18 protein-coding genes are annotated in these 19,728 nt (G+C 71.9%); 12 read left to right on the forward strand and 6 right to left on the reverse strand.

Annotated features, from left to right (window positions below; all coding sequences use genetic code 11):
• Positions 1–28: 28 nt before the first annotated feature.
• Positions 29–1,147 carry a GuaB3 family IMP dehydrogenase-related protein gene (locus HUT12_RS27945; RefSeq protein WP_131053297.1) on the reverse strand — a complete coding sequence of 373 codons (1,119 nt, stop codon included), beginning with the start codon at positions 1,145–1,147 and terminating at the stop codon, positions 29–31.
• Positions 1,148–1,182: 35 nt separating this feature from the next.
• Positions 1,183–2,745, reverse strand: coding sequence for an IMP dehydrogenase (gene guaB / locus HUT12_RS27950; protein WP_176095206.1), 1,563 nt, complete (start codon positions 2,743–2,745; stop codon positions 1,183–1,185).
• A gap of 221 nt (positions 2,746–2,966) precedes the next feature.
• Between guaB and HUT12_RS27955 the strand changes: the two genes are divergently transcribed.
• Entirely contained in the window at positions 2,967–3,377 is a 411-nt protein-coding gene (locus HUT12_RS27955; RefSeq protein WP_131053299.1) for a DUF5319 domain-containing protein, read from the forward strand.
• 111 nt (positions 3,378–3,488) lie between these two features.
• Here the strand turns inward: HUT12_RS27955 and HUT12_RS27960 are convergent, their stop codons facing one another.
• The gene (locus HUT12_RS27960; RefSeq protein ID WP_176095207.1) at positions 3,489–4,289 is read right to left on the reverse strand and encodes a helix-turn-helix transcriptional regulator; all 801 of its coding nucleotides are present in this window, start codon (positions 4,287–4,289) and stop codon (positions 3,489–3,491) included.
• A 254-nt stretch (positions 4,290–4,543) separates the two neighbouring features.
• Here HUT12_RS27960 and HUT12_RS27965 point away from each other — a divergent pair, with 254 nt between their 5' ends.
• Positions 4,544–4,927, forward strand: coding sequence for a WhiB family transcriptional regulator (locus HUT12_RS27965; protein ID WP_131057755.1), 384 nt, complete (start codon positions 4,544–4,546; stop codon positions 4,925–4,927).
• 57 nt (positions 4,928–4,984) lie between these two features.
• Here HUT12_RS27965 and HUT12_RS27970 read toward each other — a convergent pair whose 3' ends face one another.
• The 3 genes from HUT12_RS27970 to groES all read right to left on the reverse strand — a co-directional run bounded on the left by HUT12_RS27970 (position 4,985) and on the right by groES (position 8,749).
• A complete protein-coding gene (locus HUT12_RS27970; RefSeq protein ID WP_176095208.1) occupies positions 4,985–6,598 on the reverse strand; it encodes a molybdopterin-dependent oxidoreductase in 1,614 nt (537 codons plus the stop codon).
• 122 nt (positions 6,599–6,720) lie between these two features.
• On the reverse strand, positions 6,721–8,364 hold the full coding sequence (groL, locus tag HUT12_RS27975) for a chaperonin GroEL (protein ID WP_176095209.1): 1,644 nt from the start codon (positions 8,362–8,364) through the stop codon (positions 6,721–6,723).
• 70 nt (positions 8,365–8,434) lie between these two features.
• Positions 8,435–8,749, reverse strand: a complete 315-nt coding sequence (gene groES / locus HUT12_RS27980; RefSeq protein ID WP_089155197.1) for a co-chaperone GroES — start codon at positions 8,747–8,749, stop codon at positions 8,435–8,437.
• Between the two features lie 358 nt (positions 8,750–9,107).
• Here groES and HUT12_RS27985 point away from each other — a divergent pair, with 358 nt between their 5' ends.
• The 10 genes from HUT12_RS27985 (at position 9,108) to HUT12_RS28030 (ending at position 19,719) form a co-directional block, all read left to right on the forward strand.
• Entirely contained in the window at positions 9,108–9,908 is an 801-nt protein-coding gene (locus HUT12_RS27985) for a helix-turn-helix transcriptional regulator (RefSeq protein ID WP_254876976.1), read from the forward strand.
• Complete coding sequence (locus tag HUT12_RS27990; RefSeq protein ID WP_176095210.1) at positions 9,899–10,090, forward strand: DUF397 domain-containing protein; 192 nt, start codon at positions 9,899–9,901, stop codon at positions 10,088–10,090. The genes HUT12_RS27985 and HUT12_RS27990 overlap by 10 nt, the downstream gene beginning before the upstream one ends.
• 579 nt (positions 10,091–10,669) lie before the next feature.
• A complete protein-coding gene (locus HUT12_RS27995) occupies positions 10,670–11,914 on the forward strand; it encodes a methyltransferase domain-containing protein (protein ID WP_176095211.1) in 1,245 nt (414 codons plus the stop codon).
• A 30-nt stretch (positions 11,915–11,944) separates the two neighbouring features.
• Positions 11,945–12,424: a Cys-tRNA(Pro) deacylase gene (ybaK, locus tag HUT12_RS28000; RefSeq protein WP_176095212.1), complete on the forward strand. Its 480-nt coding sequence runs from the start codon at positions 11,945–11,947 to the stop codon at positions 12,422–12,424.
• Between the two features lie 198 nt (positions 12,425–12,622).
• A complete protein-coding gene (locus HUT12_RS28005; protein ID WP_131054915.1) occupies positions 12,623–13,717 on the forward strand; it encodes a sugar ABC transporter substrate-binding protein in 1,095 nt (364 codons plus the stop codon).
• A 102-nt stretch (positions 13,718–13,819) separates the two neighbouring features.
• The gene (locus HUT12_RS28010; RefSeq protein WP_131054916.1) at positions 13,820–14,638 is read left to right on the forward strand and encodes an ATP-binding cassette domain-containing protein; all 819 of its coding nucleotides are present in this window, start codon (positions 13,820–13,822) and stop codon (positions 14,636–14,638) included.
• A gap of 67 nt (positions 14,639–14,705) precedes the next feature.
• The gene (locus HUT12_RS28015) at positions 14,706–15,965 is read left to right on the forward strand and encodes a sugar ABC transporter permease (protein ID WP_176095213.1); all 1,260 of its coding nucleotides are present in this window, start codon (positions 14,706–14,708) and stop codon (positions 15,963–15,965) included.
• Positions 15,966–15,994: 29 nt separating this feature from the next.
• On the forward strand, positions 15,995–17,176 hold the full coding sequence (locus HUT12_RS28020) for an ROK family transcriptional regulator (RefSeq protein WP_131054918.1): 1,182 nt from the start codon (positions 15,995–15,997) through the stop codon (positions 17,174–17,176).
• Between the two features lie 144 nt (positions 17,177–17,320).
• Entirely contained in the window at positions 17,321–18,058 is a 738-nt protein-coding gene (locus tag HUT12_RS28025; protein WP_176095214.1) for a DUF4142 domain-containing protein, read from the forward strand.
• A 17-nt stretch (positions 18,059–18,075) separates the two neighbouring features.
• The gene (locus HUT12_RS28030) at positions 18,076–19,719 is read left to right on the forward strand and encodes a copper resistance protein CopC (RefSeq protein WP_176095215.1); all 1,644 of its coding nucleotides are present in this window, start codon (positions 18,076–18,078) and stop codon (positions 19,717–19,719) included.
• Positions 19,720–19,728: the final 9 nt, after the last annotated feature.

Consider the following 19,728-nt stretch of genomic DNA (forward strand, 5'->3'; position numbering starts at 1 on the left):
ACCGGGGACGACGGGGTGACGGGTGGGGTCAGCGGTCGAGGACCAGGCCGACGCGCTGGAACTCCTTGAGGTCGCGGTAGCCGCACTTAGCCATGGCCCGGCGCAGGCCACCGAAGAGGTTCAGTTGGCCGTCGGGCTCGTCGGCGGGGCCGAACAGCAGGCGCTCCATCGAGCCCAGCGGCTCACCGGCGACCTCGAACGCACCTCGGGGCAGCGACGGGTGGCTGGCCGCCGAGTGCCACCAGGCACCGCCGGCCGGCGCCTCGGCGCAGAGCGACAGCGGCTCGCCGAGCATCACCGCGTCCGCCCCGCACCCGAGCGCCTTGGCGATGTCGCCGGAGGTACGGATGTCGCCGTCGGCGATCAGGTGCACGTACCGGCCACCCGTCTCGTCCAGGTAGTCCCGGCGGGCCGCGGCGGCGTCGGCGATCGCGGTGGCCATCGGCACCCGGATGCCGAGCACCGACTCGGTGGTGGACCACTCGTCCCCGCCGATGCCGACGATCACACCCGCCGCACCGGTCCGCATCAGGTGCAGCGCGGTCTTGTAGTCGGTGCAACCGCCGACGATGACCGGCAGGTCGAGGTCGGCGATGAACTCCTTGAGGTTGAGCGGTTCGTCGGTGGTCGAGACGTGCTCGGCCGAGACGATCGTGCCCTGGATGACCAGGAGGTCGACGCCCGCGTCGAGGATGACCGGAGCCAACGCCAGGGTGTGCTGCGGGGACACCCGGACGGCCACCGTGCTGCCGCCCTCCCGCAGCTCGCGGACCCGCTCGGTGATCAGGTCGGGGCGGATCGGCTCGGCGTACACCTCCTGGAGGCGCTTGGTGGCGCGGGCGTCCTCGCCCAGGTCGGACAGCTCCTCCAGCACCTTGGCCGGGTTCTCGTACCGCGTCCACAGCCCCTCGACGTTGAGCACGCCGAGACCGCCCAGTTCGCCGAGCCGGACCGCCGAGGCCGGGCTCATCGTCGCGTCCGAGGGGTGCCCGACACAGGGGATGCCGAACTGGTACGCGTCGAGCTGCCAGCCGGTGGAGACGTCGTCGACGTCCCGGGTGCGGCGGCTCGGCACGATCGCGATGTCGTCCAGGTGGTAGCCGCGCTGCGCGGTCTTGCCCAGCCCGATCTCGACCACGTCACGCATGGGGACTCCAGATGTCTCGGGGGTGGAGGGGGTGATCAGCGGGTGTGGTAGTTGGGCGCCTCGACGGTCATCTGGATGTCGTGCGGGTGGCTCTCCTTGAGCCCGGCCGCCGTGATCCGGATGAGCTGACCGCGCTCGTGCAGCTCGGAGATGCTCTCCGCGCCCGCGTACCCCATCGCCAGCCGCAGGCCGCCGACGAGCTGGTGGGCCACCCGGGCGAGCGGTCCACGGTAGGGAACCTGGCCCTCGACGCCCTCCGGCACCAACTTCTCGTCGCTGGTCACGTCCTGCTGGAAGTAGCGGTCCTTGGAGTACGACTTGGCCTGGCCCCGGGACTGCATGGCACCGAGCGAGCCCATGCCGCGGTACGCCTTGAACTGCTTGCCGTTGACGAAGATCAGCTCACCCGGGCTCTCCTCGCAGCCGGCCAGCAGGCTGCCGAGCATCACCGTGTCGGCGCCGGAGACCAGCGCCTTGGCGATGTCGCCGGAGTATTGAATGCCGCCGTCACCGATCACCGGCACACCGGCCGGACGGGCGGCCCGGGCGGCCTCCATGATCGCCGTGATCTGCGGCACGCCGACGCCGGCCACGATCCGGGTGGTGCAGATGGCACCGGGGCCGACACCCACCTTGACGCCGTCGGCACCGGCGTCGACCAGGGCCTTCGCCCCGGCGTAGGTCGCCACGTTGCCGCCGACGATGTCGATCGCCACGTCCTTCTTGAGCCGGCTGACCATCTCCAGCACGGCCCGCTGGTGCCCGTGCGCGGTGTCCACGATGATCACGTCGACCCCGGCGTCGACGAGCGCGCGGGCCCGCTTGTACGAGTCCTCGCCCACGCCGATCGCGGCGGCCACCCGCAGCCGGCCCGCGTCGTCCTTGGTGGCGCTCGGGTACTGCTCGCTCTTGGTGAAGTCCTTGACGGTGATCAGCCCGCGCAGCTTGCCGGAGCCGTCGACGATCGGCAGCTTCTCCACCTTGTGCTGGCGCAGCAGGTCGAGCGCGTCCTCCTTGCTCACCCCGACCGGCGCGGTGACCAGCGGCGCGCGGGTCATGATGTCGCGCACCGGGGTGGCCGGGTCGGAGACGAAGCGCATGTCGCGGTTGGTGACGATGCCCACGAGCTGGCCCTGCCCGTCCACCACAGGCACACCGGAGATGCGGTAGCGCCCGCAGAGCTGGTCCACCTCGCGCAGCGTGTCGTCCGGGCTGGCGGTCACCGGGTTGGTGATCATGCCGGACTCGGAGCGCTTGACCAGGTCGACCTGGAGCGCCTGGTCCTCGACCGAGAGGTTGCGGTGCAGCACGCCGATGCCGCCCTGACGGGCCATGGCGATCGCCATCCGCGCCTCGGTGACGGTGTCCATCGCGCTGGAGAGCAGCGGGATGGAGAGCGTCACGTTGCGGGTCAGTCGAGTGACGGTGTTCACCCGACTGGGCACCACGTCCGACTCGCCGGGTTGGAGCAACACGTCGTCGAAGGTCAGCCCCAGCGGCACCACCCGGGCGGAGCCGGCCGGCAGCTCGGGCAGATGGCCGCTCAGCTCGCCACCCTCGGCGCCGGCGAAAAGGTCGGAACGGGGCGAATTCTCCACGATTGCTCTCCTGAGCTGGTCGAACGGGGCTTCAGCGAGGTGGCACGGGTGGGCACCGGCGAGCGCCGGGCGAGGGTGCGTCAGGGCCATCGTACCCAGTGGCCGGGGTGGTGCCCGCGTCCGGCGGCCCGCGCGGCGAGGTGGCGACGCCCCCACCGGGGTACGTCGGCTTGCGCGAAGGGGGACAGGCGTCCGACGTGCCTTGGGTCTACGGTGAGGGGGTGCACGACGAGCCCATCGACCCGTTCACCGGCGATCCGACCGATCCGTCGGCCGATCTGGAGGGTCCCGGTCGCGACGCCCCGCTGGATCCGCTGACCGACGTCGAACGCCAGGACGTGCTGGAAGACCTCGCCGACCTGGAGATCTACCAGGCGTTGCTGGCGCCGATCGGCGTACGCGGGCTCGTCATCGAGTGTGAGGACTGCCGGGAACCGCACTACTTCGACTGGGACCTGCTCCGGGGCAACCTGCGTCACCTGCTCAGCTCCGGCCGCCCCCGGGTGCACGAGCCGGCCTACGACCCGGACCCGGACCACTACGTCACCTGGGACTACGCCCGGGGGTACGCCGACGGCGTGCACGACACCCTCAGCGAGGGCACCGAGGACGACTCCACCGGCCGGGACTGACCCCCGCCCGCCGCCTGCCGCCGGGCCGCAGCCGCCGTCCGATGGCCGGTAAGGAGGGGGCCCTTCCTATACACCAGGCGTTAGCAGGGGGCCCCTGCTAACCAGTCGGTGTCAGGCGACCAGGCCAGCCCGGAAACCGGCGGCCACCGCGTGCGCCCGGTCCCGGGCGCCCAGCTTGCGGAACAGCCGCCGGGCGTGGGTCTTCACGGTGTCCTCGGAGACGAACAGCTCGCGGCCGATCTCGGCGTTGCTCTTGCCCTCGGCCATGCCGAGCAGCACCTGGAGTTCCCGTTCGGTGAGGCCCACGGTGGACCGGTCGGCCCGCGCCGGAACGGCCTTGCCGGACTCGGGAGCGGCGTCCGGCTCGGCCGGGTCGTCACCGCGCTGCACCGGCACCATCGCCGGGCCGCCGGCCGCGTCACCGCCCGGCCAGGCCGACGCGGCCTCGCCGGTGGTGGGCCGGGCACCGGGGGCCGGGCGGCCGGAGCCACCGACGGCGGCGGTGTCCCGTGCCGGGTCGGCGATCCGGGGCCGGTTGGCCCGGCCGGAGGCGGCCAGCAGCAGCAGCGCCTTGGCGACCGCGCTGGTGAGATCGTGGTCCACGCCCTGGATCAGGCCGCGCGCACCGGCGCTGATGGTCGCCGCCGCCGCCTCGGACTCCTCCGCGCCGAGCAGCAACACGCTGGCCTGCGGCGCGCGGGCCAGGACCCGCCGGACGAAACCGGCACTGTCGGGCCGGGTGATGGCGGTGTCGGCGAGCACCACGTCGGCGGGGCGCTCGGCGAGCCGGAGCATCACCTCCGGATCGGAGACCGCCGTCCGGACCGCACCCGACAGCCCCAGCCGCGCTGCCGCTGAGGTCAGGTGCTGCGCCGCGAGCGGCGTCCGAACGCACACGAGAACCGTACGCACTGTGATCTCCTCTCCGCACACGAGCAGACCATGACGGGGTGGGGTCGGGAGGAGGTTCCCGGCAACTCTTCCAACTTTTCCGACAGATAGGGCATATGCCCCAATTCGGCAAACGTTTTCGATCACACACGTGTGAGCCGAGAAGGGGCTGGGTAACGAGGGGCTCAGGCCGGGAACGGTGCGCCTGCGCGGCCCGCCGCCCGGACAGCCGGCCACGAAGTATCTCGCGGTGCCGCGCGAGAGGAGGGGTGCAGATGTCGAACGTACGTAGACTGCCCGGACCGATCATCGACCTGTGGGACTGGCAGCGCCTCGGCTCCTGTCGTGGCCGCGACAGCGCACAGTTCTTCCACCCCGACGGCGAGCGCGGATCCTCCCGGCTCCGGCGGGAGTCCTCCGCCAAGAACGTCTGCCGCGCCTGCCCGGTACGCGCCGAGTGCGCCGCGCACGCGTTGGCGGTGCGGGAGCCGTACGGCGTGTGGGGTGGATTCAGCGAGTCGGAGCGCCTGCGCCTGCTCGCGGTCGGCTGGGAGGACCTCGCCGACCGTCGGCAGACCCGGGTCGACGTCAACCGGTTGGAAGCCCGTCTGGGCAGCTCCCACCGGGCGGCCCTCCCGCCCCAACGCAACGTCGCCTGACCCAACGCCCCCGACGCCGCGCTCCCGCCCCCCGGAAGCGCGGCGTCGGTCTGTGCGTCACTCGACCGTCAGGGTGACCGAGTGCCAACCCGTCGCGCCGTCCGGCGCCACGTCCTGCCGCTGCCCGGTCTGCGTCTCGCCGGTGCTGTCCGTCGCCCGCACCTGGAGCGTGTGCTCGCCGGGCGTCGCCTCCCACCGCCAGGACCACTGCACCCAGGTGTCCACCGAGGCCGTCGGCGCCAGCTCCGCCTCCTGCCAGGGTCCGCCGTCGACGCGGACCTCGACCCGGCGTACGCCCCGGTGCTGCGCCCACGCGACCCCGGCCACGGTAACCGGGCCGGCGGCGGGACGGTTACGCGGGCGGGGCGTGTCGATCCGCGACTGCGTCTTCACCGGCCCCTCGGCCGACCAGCCCCGGGGCACCCAGTACGCGTCGAAGTCGGCGAAGCTGGTCAGCTCCAGCTCGGTGATCCACTTGCACGCCGACACGTACCCGTAGAGGCCGGGCACCACCATCCGGGCCGGGAATCCGTGCGCCACCGGCAGCGGCTCGCCGTTCATACCGACGGCGAGCAACGCGTCCCGCCCGTCCCGCAGCACCGCCGTCGGGGTGCCGCAGGTCCAGCCGTCCACCGAGCGCCCGACCACCTGGTCCGCGCCGTCGAGCGGCTGCACCTCGTCGAGCAGCTCCCGGATCGGTACGCCGAGCCACCGCGCGTTGCCGATCAGATCGCCGCCGACCTCGTTGGAGACGCAGGCCAGCGTGACGTACCGCTCCACCATCGGCCGGGCCAACAGGTCCGCGAAGCTCAGCGTCACCGGATTGCGCACCCGGCCGTGGATGCGCAGCCGCCACGTCTCCGGATCCACCTGCGGCACCACGAGCGCGGTGTCGATGCGATAGAAGCGCCGGTTCTCGGTGACGTACCGCGCCAGGCCCGGCACCTCCAGGTCGACACCGGCGGGCAGCGGCGGCGCGGCGGAGACCGGGGCGGGCAGGCTGATCGCCGCCCGCGCGTCGGAGACACCCCGTTGACCGGCCCACCACCGTCCGGCCGCCCCGCCGACGACGGCCACCCCGAGCACCCCGCCGACACCGGTGAGGAAGCGCCGCCGCGACTCCGGATCGGTCCGCCGCTGCGGACCCGTCCCGTCCGGCTCGGGTGGGTGCTGCGGCCCTGCCCCGTCCGGCGCGGGCGCGCGCTCGCCCGTCGGCGGGGACCAGGGCCACGGATCGAGTTCCAGCGGACCGGCGACGAACGCCCAGAGCGTCACGCCGCCGACCAGCGCGCCGACCAGCGACGGCACCGCGTCCAGGCCGTCCGCGCCGGCCCGGGTCAGCGCCGCCCCGGCACCGAGAGCGGCGAACGCCGCGATGCCGGCCAGGCCGACCACCAGGCGGCGTACGGCCAGCACGCCCAACAGGGCGGCGAAACCGGCCAGCAGCACCGCCGTCCCGACCAACAGGGCGATCTTGTCGTACGTGCCGAAGACCGCGATGCCGAACCGCTTCACCGGCTCGGGGGCGGCGTCCACGACCAGCCCACCGACCGCCACCAGTGGGGCGGAACGGGGGCCGGTCAGCACCGCCACGACCTCGGCGGCACCGATGGCCGCCGTTGCGGCGGCGATACCGGCGAGGGCGGCGTACCGGGGTGTCGTACTGCTCACCGGTCCAGTGTTTCCGACCGCACGCCCGACCGGTAGTCACCTCGACCCGGTGTGACCGGGCCGGAACACACGTGGGGCGCACCGTCGTCGACGGTGCGCCCCACGTCCACGTACTCCTCGGGTCAGAAACCCGGGCCGTGCTGGTGGCCGTGCCCGTGCCCGTGGCCGTGGCCACCGGCGGCGGGCTCCGCCTCCTTCGGCTTGTCCACCACGAGGCTCTCGGTGGTGAGCAGCAGACCGGCGATCGACGCGGCGTTGGTGACCGCGTTACGGGTCACCTTGACCGGGTCGATGATGCCCGCCTTGGCCAGGTCGACGTACTCGCCGACGGCCGCGTCGAGACCGGTGCCCCACTCGGCGGCGATGACCTTCTGCACCACCACGTAACCGTCGTGGCCGGCGTTCTGGGCGATCCAGCGCAGCGGCTCGACCAGCGCCTTGCGCACGATCGAGACGCCGACCTTCTCGTCACCGGTGAAGCCCAGGTCGTCGTCGAGCACCGGCAGGATCTGGGCCAGGGCGGCACCGCCGCCGGGGACCGTACCCTCCTCGACCGCAGCCTTGGTCGCGGCGATGGCGTCCTCGATGCGGTGCTTGCGCTCCTTCATCTCGACCTCGGTGGCCGCGCCGACCTTGACCACCGCGATGCCGCCGGAGAGCTTGGCCAGCCGCTCGGCGAGCTTCTCCCGGTCCCACTCGGAGTCCGACGCCTCGATCTCCTTGCGGATCTGGGCGACCCGGTCGGTGACCTCGGTGCCCTGACCGCCACCGTCGACGATCGTGGTGTTCTCCTTGTCGACCACGATGCGCCGGGCGGTGCCCAGCACCTCCAGGCCGACCTGGTCGAGCTTGTAGCCCAGCTCGGGCGCGACCAGCTCGGCACCGGTCAGGATCGCCATGTCCTGGAGCATCGCCTTGCGGCGGTCACCGAAGCCGGGAGCCTTGACCGCGCAGACCTTGAGGGTCTTGCGGATCGCGTTCACCACCAGGGTGGACAGGGCCTGGCCCTCGACGTCCTCGGCGACGATCAGCAACGGCTTGTTGTTCTGGAGGACCTTCTCCAGCAGCGGCAGCAGCTCCTCGATCGCCGAGATCTTCTGCGTGGTGATCAGGATGTACGCGTCCTCCAGGACGGACTCCTGCGACTCCGCGTCGGTGACGAAGTTCGGCGAGATGAAGCCCTTGTCGAACTGGAGACCCTCGGTCACGTCCAGCTCGGTGTGCAGGGCGGAGCCCTCCTCGACGGTGATCACACCGTCGCGGCCGACCCGCTCCATCGCCTCGGCGATCAGCTCACCGATGGTGGCGTCCTGCGCGGAGACCGTCGCGACGTGCGCCACGGCCTTCTTGTCGGCGACCTCGACGGCCTTGCCGAGCAGCGCCTCGGAGACCTTCGCGGCGGCCGCGTCAACGCCCCGCTTGAGGCCAGCCGGGTTGGCGCCCGCGGTGACATTGCGCAGACCCTCGCGGACCATGGCCTGGGCCAGCACGGTCGCGGTGGTGGTCCCGTCGCCGGCGACGTCGTTGGTCTTGGTCGCCACCTCCTTGACCAACTGCGCGCCGAGGTTCTCGTACGGGTTGGTGAGCTCGATCTCCTTGGCGATGGTCACACCATCGTTGGTGATCGTCGGCGCACCGAATTTCTTGTCCAGGACGACGTTGCGCCCGCGCGGCCCGAGGGTGACCTTGACCGCGTCCGCGAGCGCGTTGACACCGTGCTCCAGCAGGTGCCGGGCGTCGTCCGAGAAGCTCAGGATCTTCGCCATGAATGTCCCTTCGACGCGAGGTTGCCCCGGCCCGGCGAACCGGACCGGGGCAACGTCACTGATCGGTTGGTTACTTCTCGATGACCGCGAGGACGTCGCGGGCGGAGAGCACCAGGTACTCCTCGCCGGCGTACTTGACCTCGGTGCCGCCGTACTTCGAGTAGAGGACGGTGTCGCCGACGGAGACGTCGATCGGCACGCGGTTGCCCTTGTCGTCGATCCGGCCCGGGCCGACAGCGAGGACGGTGCCCTCCTGCGGCTTCTCCTTGGCGGTGTCGGGGATCACGATGCCCGAGGCGGTGGTGGTCTCGGCCTCGTTCGCCTGGACCACGATGCGGTCCTCGAGCGGCTTGATCGCAACCTTGGTCGCGGTAGTCACGGGCATACCCTCCTGGGGTACTTGGTTTCGTTACCGATCGGCATGCCGACCGGCGTCAATTGCCACATGCCACCGGGCGGGACCGTCGTCGCGGGTGCCGGTCCGCCTGGCGTTCAACCCCCGGGCACCAGGGCCCGGACGTTGGCACCCTCAGGGTGAGAGTGCTAATCGCAGGTTATTCCTCGGCTAGCACTCCGTCAAGGAGAGTGCCAACCCGCCACCCCGTGTCGCCACTCTTTCCGCACTCTTGCGCCACTCTTTCTCCACCGTTCGCCACGGTTGACCGCGACACGCCGACACTCGCTTCCGCCCCGAACGACCAATCCTTACTCTCCGGCGCGACTACGTGACGGAGGGCGGACAGATGGCGGACATGCCAACCCTGGGTTTCCTGCGCGACCAACTGCGCCGGGCTCGCAAGATGCGCGGGCTCAGCCAGGAAGAACTGGGCAAGATGGTCAACTACTCCCCGTCGGCGGTGAGCGCGATGGAGACCGGGCAGAACCAGCTCAGCGCCGACTACCTGGCCCGGCTCGACAAGGTGTTGGAGACCGGCGGACTCTTCGTCGGGATACTGGAGCTGATCCGGCTGCACGCCGAGCCGGACTGGTTCCGACCGTGGGGCGAGATCGAGCGCCAGGCCGTCGCGCTGCGCTGGTACGACCCGGCGGTGGTGCCGGGCCTGCTCCAGACCGAGGCGTACGCGCGGGCGATGTTGCGGGCCGGGCCGCCGCTGACCGACGAGCAGATCGAGAAGCGGGTGCTGGCCCGGATGGCACGGCAGGAGATCCTCGCCCGCGAGGAGCCGCCACAGCTCGTCGCGGTGCTCGATCAGCAGACGCTGCGTCGCCAGGTGGGCGAGCGCACGACCATGCGCGAGCAACTGGAGCACCTGCGCGCCCTCGCCGACCATTCGCACGTCCAGGTACGGATCGTGCCGGCCGAGACCCCGTGGTACGGCGGACTTGCCGGGCCGTTCGTCCTGGCCCGGCTCGCCGACGGCACCGAGGTGGCCCACCTGGACAACCAACTCCGGGGGCACACCGTGGACAGCCCGAACGAGCTTGCCAGCCTCGGACGGCGTTGGGAGACTGTGGCCGGTGAGGCGCTGCCGCGCCGGCAGTCCGCCCGCCTGATCGAGGAAGTGGCGAACTCATGGACCTGACCCGTGCCGCCTGGCGCAAGTCCTCCCGCAGCAATCAAAATGGCGGCGCCTGCGTCGAGGTAGCCGACAACCTGCCCGGCGTCGTCGCCGTACGCGACAGCAAGGACCCGACCGGCCCGGCGCTCACCTTCACCCCGGCCGCCTGGCACGCCTTCGTCGACACCCACCACCCCACCCGCTGACCGCCCCCACACCCACGCCCACACCCGGGCGCTGACGCTCGTTCTCGCCACCCACAGCACCCGCCGCCGTAACTGACGCTGGCGCTGCCACCCAGCACCCGCCGCCGTAGTCGACGCTTCACCACCCGCGACTCGCCCCGCCACCGCCGCCCCACCTCGTGGCCCCGTCGCTCGCCGCCGCCCCGTCGCTCGCCGCCGCCCCGCCGCCCCGTCGCCTCGCGGCCCGTCGCCCGTCGCCCGTCGATCATGGAGTTGTGGTCGACGAAACGCCCGATCCAGGGCATTGCCCGAGCCACCACTCCATGATCGGCAGGACGACGGTGCGGGCTGCCGCACGACCGACGGGTGGACGGGATGCCGCGAACGGCGTCAAGGTCACGCTCGATCCAGGATCGAGTGGCATCCCGGCGACTGCGAGACCACTCGATCCTGGATCGAGCACGATCATGGACCGGACAGCGTCGGCCAGCGCCGGGCGGTGGCGTCGGGGCGGGGGCGGTCGGATCGGGGGCGGGGGCGGTCGGGGCGGGGACGGGGGCGGGCGGGGCGGGGACGAGTGGCGGCCCGGACAATGGGCGGGTGGATCTGGAGCAGTTCGCCGTGTTGCGTACCGACGAGGGGTCGGCGGCGCTCGACGCGGCGGGGCGGGTGGCCGGCGGCGACCCGCTGCACGCGGCGGCCACGCTCCGCGCGGCAGGGGTGCCGGCCGGACTGGCGGCGGCGGCACTGACCCAGGCGGAGTTGCGCCGCCGCGCCACCGGCAAGTTCGGGTCGGCGGCCGGCGCCATGTTCTTCACCCGGCCCGGTCTGGAGCAGGCCACCCGGCGGATCGTGGCGGACCGTCGGGCCCGACGACTGCGGGCCGCCGGGGTGGGCACCCTGGCGGACCTGGGCTGCGGGTTGGGCGCCGACGCGCTGGCCGCCGCCCGTGCCGGCATCCGGGTGTACGCGGTGGAGGCCGACCCGCTCACCGCCGCGCTCGCCGAGGCGAACGCTCTCGCTGCCGGGGTGGCCGACCTCGTCACCGTCGAGTGTGGCGACGCGACCGCGTTCGACGTGACCCGGGTCGACGCGGTCTTCTGCGATCCGGCCCGCCGCCGGGCCGGTACCGGTCGCCGGGTCTTCGACCCGAACGCGTACTCGCCGCCGTGGGACTTCGTCGTCGGGCTGGCCGAACGGATGCCGCGCACGGTGGTGAAGGTGGCGCCGGGTCTCGACCACGCTCTGATCCCGGCCGGTGCCGAGGCCGAGTGGGTCGGCGTCGACGGCGACCTGGTGGAGGCGGCCCTCTGGTGCGGCCCGCTCGCCGCACACCCCCGCCGCGCGACCGTGTGTAAGGAAGGGCCCCCTACTAACGCCTCGTGTATAGCAGGGGTCCCCTCCTTACATGCCGGCGATGGGGTGCGCGTGCATCAGCTCACCGGGCGGGGGACGGCGGAGGCGCCGGTCGGGCCGGTACGCAGGTTCGTCTACGACCCGGATTCGGCGGTGGTACGGGCACACCTGGTCGCCGAGCTCGCCGCCGACCTGGACGCCACGCTGGCCGACCCGAGCATCGCCTACCTCTATGCCGACCGGGCCACCCCCACCCCGTACGCCCGCTGCCTGGAGGTGACCGACGTGCTGGCGTTCTCGCTCAAGCGACTGCGGGCGCTGCTGCGGGAACGCCGGGTCGGCCGGGTGGAGATCCTCAAGCGGGGCTCCGCACTGGAACCGGAGCGGCTCCGGCGGGACCTGCGGTTGGCCGGTGACCAGCCGGCCAGCCTGGTGCTGACCCGGGTCGCCGGAGCGCCGACGGTGCTGGTCTGCCAGCCGGTGACCTGACCCGCCGGGCGCAGGACTAGGTTGGCGGGCATGGCGGGACGGGGTACGCCGGCGATCGCGCTGCTGGCGAAGCAGAGGATCACGCACCGCACCCACCCGTACGACGTCCCGCCGGACGCCGCCAACTACGGCGCGGTGGTCGCCGCCGCGCTCGCGGTCGCGCCGGAACGGGTCTTCAAGACCCTGGTCACCGAGGTCGACGGCGCGCTGACCGTGGCGGTGGTGCCGGTCACCGGCGAGTTGGACCTCAAGGCCCTCGCCGCGGCCGTGGGCGGCAAGCGGGCGGCGCTGGCCGACCGCGCGGCGGCCGAGCGGACCACCGGGTACGTGCGGGGCGGCATCAGTCCGCTCGGCCAACGCAAGCGGCTGCCCACCGTGATCGACGAGTCCGCCCTGGCGCATCCCACCGTGTACGTGTCGGCCGGTCGCCGGGGTCTCCAGGTGGAATTGGCGCCCACGGATCTCGTGGCGCTCACCGAGGCCAGCACCGCCGCGCTGACCACCGGCTGACCGCACCCGACCTGCCCACTTATCCGTCGTCGCCCGGCCGCGTACCGGGCGGGTGTCGTCGGCGTTGCTGAATTGTTACCGCCGACAACAAACTCATCGCGATCGCACTCTTGTGCTGGCGTGTGGGGCGCAATACGTTGCCGGACACAACAAAACAAACACCGACACCCTTCCCCCACCCTCGAAAGGACCCTGCAGATGCGCAAGGGCTTCCTCGCCGTCGGCGCCGTGGGTCTCCTGACCCTCGGCTCCCTGACGGCCTGCGGCGACGACTCCGGCGGCAACCAGGCCGGTTCCGACAAGACCCCGAAGATCGGGGTGATCCTGCCGGACAGCAAGTCCTCCGTCCGCTGGGAGAGCGCGGACCGCAAGTTCCTGGAGGAGGCGTTCAAGGCCGCCGGCGTCCAGTACGACATCCAGAACGCCCAGGGTGACAAGAACGCGTTCCAGACCATCGCCGACCAGATGATCACCAGCGGCGTCACCGCGCTGATGATCGTCAACCTGGACTCCGGCACCGGCAAGGCCGTGCTCGACAAGGCCAAGTCGCAGGGCGTCGCCACCATCGACTACGACCGCCTCACCCTCGGCGGCTCGGCGGAGTACTACGTCAGCTTCGACAACGAGGCCGTCGGCAAGCTCCAGGGCGAGGGCCTCGTCAAGTGCCTCACCGACGCCAAGGTGGAGAAGCCGGCGATCGCGTACCTGAACGGCTCGCCGACCGACAACAACGCGACCCTGTTCAAGAACGGGTACGACTCGGTCCTCAAGCCGAAGTTCGACTCGGGCGAGTACACCAAGGCCGCCGACGACTCGGTGCCGGACTGGGACAACGCGCAGGCCGCCACCATCTTCGAGCAGCAGCTCACCAAGGCCAGCGGCAAGATCGACGGCGTGCTGAGCGCGAACGACGGCCTGGGCAACGCCGCCATCTCGGTGCTCAAGAAGAACAACCTCAACGGCAAGGTCCCGGTGACCGGCCAGGACGCCGACCCGCAGGGTCTGCAGAACATCCTCGCCGGTGACCAGTGCATGACCGTCTACAAGGCCGTCAAGCAGGAGGCGGACGCCGCTTCCGAGCTGGCCATCGCGCTGGCCAAGGGCGAGCGCAAGGAGACCGGCCAGACGGTCAAGGACCCGGAGAGCGGTCGGGACGTGGCCAGCGTCCTGCTCACCCCGAAGGCGATCTACAAGGAGAACGTCAAGGACGTCATCGCCGACGGCTACGTGACCAAGGAAGAGGTCTGCACCCCCGACTTCGCCAAGCTCTGCACCGAAGCGGGCATCAGCTGACCCACCCGCCTAGGCGGCGCCGCCCGGCACGGCAACCCCGTGCCGGGCGGCGCGACGCCGCTGGACGGGTCCCGATCTCCCTCCGTGTCTAAGGAGAACCCCGTGTCCGCGACCCCACTGCTGGAGCTACGCGGGATCGACAAGAGCTTCGGTCCCGTCCAGGTCCTGCGCGACGTCGCCTTCGCCGCCTACCCGGGCGAGGTGACCGCGCTCGTCGGCGACAACGGCGCCGGCAAGTCGACCCTGGTCAAGTGCATCAGCGGCATCTACCCCACCGACTCCGGGGAGTTCGTCTTCGACGGCCGCCCGGTGCACATCAACAGCCCCCGCGACGCCGCCTCGCTCGGCATCGAGGTCGTCTACCAGGACCTCGCGCTCTGCGACAACCTCGACATCGTGCAGAACATGTTCCTCGGGCGGGAGAAGCGCAGCGGCATCGTCCTGGACGAGCCGACGATGGAGCAGATGGCCGCGGAGACCCTCGCCGGGCTCTCCGTACGCACCGTCAAGTCGCTGCGCCAGCACGTCTCCAGCCTCTCCGGCGGCCAGCGCCAGACCGTGGCGATCGCCAAGGCGGTGCTCTGGAACAGCAAGCTGGTGATCCTGGACGAGCCGACCGCCGCGCTCGGCGTCGCACAGACCGCCCAGGTGCTCGAACTGGTCCGCCGGCTGGCCGACAACGGTCTGGCCGTGGTGCTCATCTCGCACAACATGAACGACGTCTTCGCCGTCTCCGACCGGATCGCCGCGCTCTATCTCGGCCAGATGGTCGCCCAGGTGAGGACCACCGACATCACGCACTCGCAGATCGTCGAACTGATCACCGCAGGCCGTTCCGGCGGGCTCGGGCTCGCCACCGAACCGGCCACCAACGGCAACGGTGGAGCACCCGCCAGCAGCAACACAGGAGGGCTGGCATGAGCGAGCCGCAGCGAGCGAATCATCAACTCCGGGCCGAGGCCGGCCCGCAGCGCAGCGGAGGGTCGGCATGAGTTCCACCGCCGTCAAGCAGGACGGGCCGGCCGCCGTGGCACCGGCACCCTCCGTCGCCAGTCACGTACGCGGCTACTGGCGTCGGGTACGCGGCGGCGACATCGGCGCGCTGCCCGCCGTCGCCGGCCTGCTCGTCCTCTGCACGATCTTCTCGATCATGCGTCCGAGCTTCCTCACCGCGGGCAACTTCGCCAACCTGTTCACCCAGGGCGCGGCGGTCACGTTGATCGCCATGGGGCTGGTCTTCGTCCTGCTGCTGGGCGAGATCGACCTCTCCGCCGGTTTCGCCAGCGGCGTCTGCGCGGCGGTGCTGGCCAACGTGGTGACCGTCCTCGGGTACCCCTGGTACGTGGCGGTGCTCGCGGCCGTGCTCACCGGCCTGGTCATCGGCACCACGCTGGGCTTCCTGGTCGCCAAGGTCGGCATCCCGTCGTTCGTGGTCACCCTCGCCGGCTTCCTCGCCTTCCAGGGCGTGGTGCTGCTGCTGATGGAGGAGGGCCGGAACATCTCGGTCCGCGACCCGGTCCTGGTGGCGATCGCCAACCGCAACCTGCCGCCGGCGCTCGGCTGGGCACTGGCCGCGCTCGCGGTCGCCGGCTTCGCCGCGGTGCAGTTGCTGCGGTACCGCAAGCGTGCCGCACGCGGCCTGATCAACGACCCGCTGGCCATGGTGCTGGGCCGGATCGGCATCCTGGCCGTGGTCCTCGGCGTCGCCGTCTACGTACTCAACCTGGAGCGCAGCCGCAACGTGCTGATCAGCTCGCTCAAGGGTGTACCGATCGTGGTGCCGATCATCGCCGTCCTGCTCGTGGCCTGGACGTTCGTGCTCCAGCGCACCAGCTACGGCCGGCACATCTACGCGGTCGGCGGCAACAAGGAGGCCGCGCGCCGGGCCGGCATCAACGTGGACCGGATCCGCATCTCGGTCTTCGTGATCTGCTCCACGATGGCGGCGATCGGCGGCATCGTGGCGGCGAGCCGGGCCAACTCGGTCGACCCGAACACCGGTGGCAGCAACGTGCTGCTGTACGCCGTCGGGGCGGCGGTGATCGGTGGTACCAGCCTCTTCGGTGGCAAGGGACGCGTCCTGGACGCGGTCCTCGGTGGCGCCGTGGTGGCGGTGATCGACAATGGCATGGGGCTGATGGGCTACAGCTCGGGCGTGAAGTTCGTGGTCACCGGCGTGGTGCTGCTGCTCGCGGCGAGTGTCGACGCGTTGTCGCGACGACGAGCCTCGGCCACCGGCAACCGCTGATCCGCTGTACCGAAAGTAGTCAAGCCTCGATGCGCGTAGGACCCAGCCAGGACGAGATCCGTCGGCAGAATCTCGGTGCCCTGCTGCGTTACGTGCACCTGCACGGCGCCACCACGCGCGCCGAGCTGACGAACACGCTGGGCTTGAACCGGAGCACCATCGGCGCGCTCACCGCCGACCTCGCCGCCGCCGGACTGGTGAGCGAGGGGGCGCCGAAGGAGACCGGCCGGGCCGGACGACCGTCGCTGGTCGTCCGGCCCGAGTCGGACCGGGTCTTCGCGTACGCGTACAGCATCGAGGTGGACCGGCTGCGGGCCGCGCGGGTCGGTCTGGGCGGTGCGGTGCTCGACCGTTGGGAACTGGACCGCCCGCGCGGGTTGACCGCGACGGAGGCCGCCCCGCTGCTGGCCGGAGCGGTGAAGGAGATGCGGCACGGGCTGCCGCAGGACGCGGTCTGCGTCGGGGCCGGGGTGGCGGTCTGCGGCATGGTGCGCCGCGACGACGGTCTGGTCCGCCTCGGCCCGACCACCGGATGGGTGGACGAGCCGATCGGCACCACCCTCGGCAGCGAACTCGGCGTCGACGTCCCGGTCACCGTGGGGAACGTCGCCGACGTGGCGGCCTTCGCCGAACACGCCCGGGGCGCGGCGGCCGGCTGCGACAACGTCATCTATCTCTACGGCGACGTCGGCGTGGGCGCCGGGATCATCGCCGGTGGCCGCCGCCTCACCGGGCACGGCGGCTACAGCGGCGAGGTCGGGCACATGGTGGTCAGCCGCGACGGGGTGCGCTGCGAGTGCGGCAACCGGGGCTGCTGGGAGACCGAGATCGGCGAGCACGGGCTGCTGCGGGCCGCCGAGCGCTCCGACGCCCGGGGCCGGGAGGCGATGCTCGCGGTCTTCGACGCCGCCGACCGTGGCGACGCCCGGGCCCAGACGGCGGTACGCCAGGCCGGCGACTGGCTGGGTTTCGGTGTCGCCAACCTGGTCAACATCTTCAACCCCGAGATGGTCATCTTCGGCGGCACCATGCGCGACCTCTATCTGGCCGCCGCCGCCCAGGTACGCAGCCGGCTCAACTCCAACGGCCTGCCCGCCTGCCTGGAGCACGTACGCCTGCGGACGCCGAAACTCGGCGAGGACGCCCCGCTTGTCGGCGCCGCCGAACTCGCCTTCGAACGGCTGCTGGCCGACCCGCTCGACGTCGGCTGACCCGACCGGACAAGACCGTGAACCGGTTTCGGAACCGGTGAACTGATCGGCCACTCATTCCGTACCACTGTGCGGACGAGCGGCCGGCGTGTCAGGCCGCCGTCACGTAGTCGACCGGTTCTCGTCCGAGGAGGCGCCGCAGACATGGCACCGCTGGATTCCGCTCGTCGCCGGCAGGGCACCCGGTCCCGTCGCCTGGCGGTGCTGCTCACCACGATCGCCGCCGCTCTCGTCTGGCATCCCGGTGCCGCCGTGGCCGCGCCCGCCGGCCAGCAACTCGCCGCCGCCGACCAGGCCCTGCTCGACGGGGTACGCCTGGCCGGGCTCTGGGAGATGCCGGCCGGACAGATGGCCGCCGAGAAGGGCCAGTCGGCGGTGGTCCGCGAGGTCGGTGCGGAGATCGCCCGGCAGCACGAGGAACTGGACCGACTCACCGTGGAGGCCGCCAACAAGCTCGGCGCGACCATCCCGACCGTGCCGTCCGCACAGCAGCAGCAGTGGCTGAAGGAGATGAAGGACGCCACCGGCGCCCGGTTCGACCAGATCTTCGTCACCCGGCTCCGGGTCGCCCACGGCTCGATCCTCCCGGTCGTCACCGCGGTCCGCGGCAGCACCCGCAACGACGTCATCCGCGACCTGGCCAACGCCACCAACAAGTACGTCAGCGACCACATGCTGATGCTGGAGAGCACCGGCCTGGTGCGGTACGCCGAACTGCCGCCCGCCGTGCTGCCCGCGCCCGGCGAGGACGGACTGATCGCCGCCGCGTCGGCCAACACCGCACCGGCGGTGGGCATCAGCAACACCCTGATCTGGGCCATCTTCTTCGTTGCCATCGGCACCGGCGGCTTCCTCAGCTATCGGCTGTTGCGCCGCAGGTAACCAGCCGACCCGCACCGATGGCACCCCGTACCCGGGCCCTCGCCCTCCTCGGGCTGGTCCTGGCCACCCTGTGCGCCGCCCTGGGTCCCGCCGGCCCAGCGGCGGCGCACGCCGTCGTGGTGGACACCACGCCGCAGCGCGACGAGGTGCTCCCGTACGCGCCACGCGAGGTCCTGGTCACCTTCAGCGAGTCGGTCGCGCCGGTGTCCGGCCGGGTGCAGGTGCTCGCGCCGGACGGTAAGCGGATCAACATCGGTGACCCGGAGGTCCGCGACCGGACCCTGCGGATCATGCTGCGCGCCTCCGACCGGCCGCTCGGCACGTACCTGGTCAGTTACCGCGTCATCTCGGCGGACAGTCATCCGGTCGCCGGCAGCTTCACCTTCGCCGCCGGGGCACCGTCGGTGGCCCCACCCCTGCCGGCCGTGGCGGAGTCGGAGTCACCGGCCGGGGTCCTGGTGCCCGCCGCCAAGTTCCTCGGCTACCTCGGTCTGCTGCTGGCGGTCGGTCCGCCGCTGCTCGCTGCGGCGTTCTGGCCACCCCGGCGGTCCCGGCGGGGTGCGACGGTGACGGCGCTGGTCGGGCTCGGCCTGGTCGCCGTGGCCACCGTCGGCACCTGGGTCGGGCAGGCCGCCCAGGTGGTCGGCGCGCCGGTCGGGCAACTCTCCCCCGCCGACCTGCGCGCCGTCGCCGACACCGACATCGGCCTGGTGCTGGCGGCACGCCTGGCCCTGGTCGGCGTCGCCGCGGCGCTGCTGCCGGCGGTCACCCGGGGACGCGCCGGGCGGGTCCGGACGGGGGCGCTGGCCGTCGTGGGGGTGGCCGGGGCGGTCACCTGGCCGCTCGCCGGGCATCCGGTCGCCGCACCGGTGCCGCCGGTGAGCATCGTGCTGACCACCGTGCACGTCGTCGGGGTGGCGGTCTGGCTGGGCGGGCTGCTCGCCCTCACCGTGTTCCTGCTCCGGGGCACCCACGAGCGGGTTCTCGCCCGCATCCTGCCGGCCTGGTCGAAGTGGGCCACGCTGGCGGTGGCCTGGCTGGTCACCGCCGGGGTGCTCCAGGCCGCGATCGAACTCGGTCGGCCGTCGGCAGTGCTCGGCACCACGTACGGTCGGCTGCTCTGCGCCAAGGCCGCACTGCTCGCAGCCGTGCTGGCGATCGCGGCCTGGCAGCGGCGCCTGATCCGGCGGCGGATCGCCGCCGGGCGGCCCCGCTGGGTCGCCCGCGCGGCCGGTGTCGAACTCGCGGTGACCGCGATGGTCCTGGTGCTGACCGCCGTGCTGGTGCAGACGCCGCCGGGGCGGACGGACGGCGCGACCGCCGACGGGGTCACCCGGGACGGTGTCGCCCAGTCGTTGACCACAAGCATCTTCGTGGTGCAGTTCGACATCTACCCGGCGGCCCCGAACACGGCGAACAGCCTGCACGCGTACGTCTACACACCGGCGGGCAAGGAGCTGCCGGTGGCGGAGTGGAGCGTCACCGCCGCCCTGCCGGAGGCGGGTATCGAGCCGATCGCGATCGACGTGCTCAGCCTGGAACCGCACCACGGCAGCGCCGAGATCCAGTTCCCGCTGGCCGGCGAGTGGACGCTGCGGATCAGCGCCCGGACCAGCGACATCGACCGGGCCACCGCGACCACCACGGTGACCATCCGCTGACCGTGGTGG

The sequence above is a fragment of the Verrucosispora sp. NA02020 genome (genome assembly GCF_013364215.1).
Lineage (GTDB): Bacteria > Actinomycetota > Actinomycetes > Mycobacteriales > Micromonosporaceae > Micromonospora.

Excerpts from the sequence above, each read along its gene's own strand:
- ybaK (WP_176095212.1), top strand. The coding sequence starts at position 11,945 with ATGGCGGGACGGGGTACGCCGGCGATCGCGCTGCTGGCGAAGCAGAGG.
- HUT12_RS28025 (WP_176095214.1), top strand. The coding sequence starts at position 17,321 with ATGGCACCGCTGGATTCCGCTCGTCGCCGGCAGGGCACCCGGTCCCGT.
- HUT12_RS27965 (WP_131057755.1), top strand. The coding sequence starts at position 4,544 with ATGTCGAACGTACGTAGACTGCCCGGACCGATCATCGACCTGTGGGAC.
- HUT12_RS27945 (WP_131053297.1), bottom strand. The coding sequence starts at position 1,147 with ATGCGTGACGTGGTCGAGATCGGGCTGGGCAAGACCGCGCAGCGCGGC.
- HUT12_RS28005 (WP_131054915.1), top strand. The coding sequence starts at position 12,623 with ATGCGCAAGGGCTTCCTCGCCGTCGGCGCCGTGGGTCTCCTGACCCTC.
- HUT12_RS27985 (WP_254876976.1), top strand. The coding sequence starts at position 9,108 with ATGGCGGACATGCCAACCCTGGGTTTCCTGCGCGACCAACTGCGCCGG.
- HUT12_RS28030 (WP_176095215.1), top strand. The coding sequence starts at position 18,076 with ATGGCACCCCGTACCCGGGCCCTCGCCCTCCTCGGGCTGGTCCTGGCC.
- groES (WP_089155197.1), bottom strand. The coding sequence starts at position 8,749 with ATGCCCGTGACTACCGCGACCAAGGTTGCGATCAAGCCGCTCGAGGAC.
- groL (WP_176095209.1), bottom strand. The coding sequence starts at position 8,364 with ATGGCGAAGATCCTGAGCTTCTCGGACGACGCCCGGCACCTGCTGGAG.
- HUT12_RS28020 (WP_131054918.1), top strand. The coding sequence starts at position 15,995 with ATGCGCGTAGGACCCAGCCAGGACGAGATCCGTCGGCAGAATCTCGGT.
- HUT12_RS28015 (WP_176095213.1), top strand. The coding sequence starts at position 14,706 with ATGAGTTCCACCGCCGTCAAGCAGGACGGGCCGGCCGCCGTGGCACCG.
- HUT12_RS27990 (WP_176095210.1), top strand. The coding sequence starts at position 9,899 with ATGGACCTGACCCGTGCCGCCTGGCGCAAGTCCTCCCGCAGCAATCAA.